General features: G+C 74.3%; 3 protein-coding genes. 1 reads left to right on the top strand and 2 read right to left on the bottom strand.

Annotated elements, in window-relative coordinates:
- Together D183_RS25225 and D183_RS0118575 are read right to left on the bottom strand one after the other, a co-directional pair.
- A partial coding sequence (locus D183_RS25225; RefSeq protein WP_017910325.1) for a heavy metal translocating P-type ATPase occupies positions 1-1,642 on the bottom strand: 1,642 nt, incomplete at its 3' end.
- Positions 1,639-2,079, bottom strand: coding sequence for a heavy metal-responsive transcriptional regulator (locus tag D183_RS0118575; protein WP_017910324.1), 441 nt, complete (start codon positions 2,077-2,079; stop codon positions 1,639-1,641). The genes D183_RS0118575 and D183_RS25225, both read right to left, overlap by 4 nt.
- 120 nt (positions 2,080-2,199) lie before the next feature.
- On the opposite strand from D183_RS0118575, the gene D183_RS0118570 reads away from it, so the two are divergent.
- Positions 2,200-2,435: CopL family metal-binding regulatory protein (locus D183_RS0118570; RefSeq protein ID WP_017910323.1), on the top strand; the 236-nt coding region annotated here is incomplete at its 3' end.

The following is a 2,435-nucleotide window of genomic DNA, read 5'->3' as shown; positions in this document are numbered from 1 at the left end:
GCTGCACGATGGCGCGCGCCAGCGGATGCGCCGAGCCGGTCTCCAGCGCCGCGGCCAGGCGCAACAGCGGCGCGGTCTCGGCCGCGTCGGCGACCAGCACCGCCGTCACCTGCGGCTGGCCCAGGGTCAGCGTGCCGGTCTTGTCGACCACCAGCGCGGTCAGCGCACGGGCGCGTTCCAGCACCTCGGCGTCGCGGATCAGGATGCCGGCGCGCGCGCCGACACCGGTGCCGACCATGATCGCGGTCGGCGTGGCCAGGCCCAGCGCGCACGGGCAGGCGATCACCAGCACCGCCACCGCATGCACCAGCGCCTCGGCGAAGCTGCCGCCCAGCGCCCAGGTCGCGCCCAGGGTGAGCGCGGCGATGGCCAGCACCGCCGGCACGAACACCGCGGCGATACGGTCGACCAGGCGCTGGATCGGCGCGCGCGAGCCTTGCGCGGCATCGACCATGCGCACGATCTGCGCCAGCAGGGTGTCGGCGCCGACCCCGGTGGCGCGTGCGCGCAGCAGGCCGAGCTGGTTGACCGTCGCAGCGTGCAGGCGGCTGCCCGGCGCCTTGGCCACCGGCATGGCCTCGCCGGAGAGCATCGCTTCGTCCACGCTGGAATGACCCTCGAGCACCTCGCCGTCCACCGGCACGCGCTCGCCGGCGGCGACCACGAACACGTCGCCAACCGCCAGTTCCGCCGCGTCCACCTCCACGATGGCGCCGTCGCGCTCGACCCGCGCGGTGGTCGGCGCCAGGTCGAGCAGCGCGCGCACCGCCGCGGTGGTGCGGCGCTTGGCGCGGGCCTCGAGCAGGCGCCCGAGCAGCACCAGGGTGATGACGCTGGTGCTGGCCTCGAAGTACACGTGCTGGCCGTGCAGGCCGGCCACGGTGACCACGGCGCTGTACAGATAGGCCATGCCGGTGCCCAGCGCGACCAGCACATCCATGTTGGCGCTGCCGTTGCGCAGCGCGCGGTAGCCGGCGCGGTAGAAACGCGCGCCGATCCAGCACTGCACCGGGGTGGCGAGCAGCAACTGCAGCCAGCGCGGCAGCGGTTCGGCGTGCGCGCCGCGCAGGGCGTCGCCATCCAGCATGCCGAGCATCTGCCCCCAGAACGGCAGCGTCAGCAGCACCGCCGCGGCGAACAGGCCCAGCTCGCATCGCCACGCGCGCCGCTCGCTGCGCTCGCGCTCGGCCAGCTGCGCCGGGTCCATGGCCTGCGCGACGCGCGCGCCGAACCCAGCACGGGCGATCCGCGCGATGAGTTCCGCCGGCGCGACCGTGCCCGGCACGATCTCCACCCGCGCCTTGGCCGAGGCCAGGTTGGCGTGGCCGGCGAGCACGCCCGGGGTCTTCGCCAGCACCGCGTCGATCGCCGCCACGCAGGAGGCGCAGTGCAGGCCGCTGAGTTCCAGGGTCACGGTCTGGGTCGGCACGCGGTAGCCGGCCTGCTGGATGCGCTGCAGCAGCGTCGGCAGATCCACCTGCTGCGGATCGTAGTCCACCTGTACGCGCGCGCCGGCATAGCTGGCCTGCGCCGCCACGCCGGGCAGGCGCTGCAGCGCCTTCTCCACGCCGGCCGCGCAGGCGGCGCAGGTCATGCCCTGCACCGGCAAGGTCAGCGAGGCGGTGGCGCGGCCCGTGCTCATCGCGACGGCTCGCCGGCGGCATCGCCGCGGATGTCGCCCAGGATCGGGCAGGCGTCCGGCGCACCGCGGCCGGGGCACTCCTCGACCAGGGCCGCCAGGGTATTGCGCATCTCGGTCAGCTCGGCGATGCGCCGATCCAGCGCCTGCAGGCGCGCGCTGGCGCGCTGCTTGATGCCCTCCACGCCGTGCACGCGATCGTCCTGCAACGCCAGCAACTCGCCGATCTCCTCCAGCGAAAAGCCCAGTTCCTTGGCGCGGCGGATGAAGCGCACCCGCTGCACCGCCGCGGCGTCGTACTCGCGGTAGCCGGAGGCGCGGCGCGGCGCGGGCGGCAGCAGGCCCTGGCGCTCGTAGTAGCGCACGGTGTCGATGGCGACGTCGGCCTGGCGGGCGAGCGCGCCGATGGTGAAGCAGGCGGTGGCGGGGTCGGATCGCATGCGCACACCCTACTCCCTGGAGTCGGGTCCAGAGTCAAGCCTTGCCGCATGGCGGTCGCTTGCCGCCCACGCCGGCTTCGGTATCCTCTTGTTCCTTCTGCCGCCACGCCCTGCCTGTCCGTGCCGACCTTTGCCGTCCTGCTGCGCCTGCTGCTATGCCTGAGCCTGCTGCTCAACGGCACCGCGGCCGCCATGGCGATGCCGGGCATGGCGACGCACGGCACCTCGACGCACGACACGGCTGCCGCGGTCGCCAGCGCGGCGCCGGCGCCGGCGCATGCGGCAATGCCATGTCACGACGCACCGCCACCGCCGCCGGCCGACCACGGCGAGCACTGCCACGACCATGCCGGCAA

It is taken from the genome of Xanthomonas sp. SHU 199, from assembly GCF_000364665.1.
Lineage (GTDB): Bacteria > Pseudomonadota > Gammaproteobacteria > Xanthomonadales > Xanthomonadaceae > Xanthomonas_A > Xanthomonas_A sontii.
The sequence above is the reverse complement of the archived record's forward strand: the minus strand, read 5'-3'. Positions and strand labels throughout refer to the sequence as shown.

Bases quoted from the DNA above. Each gene is read 5' to 3' on its own strand.
- D183_RS0118575 (WP_017910324.1), bottom strand. From the start codon at position 2,079: ATGCGATCCGACCCCGCCACCGCCTGCTTCACCATCGGCGCGCTCGCC.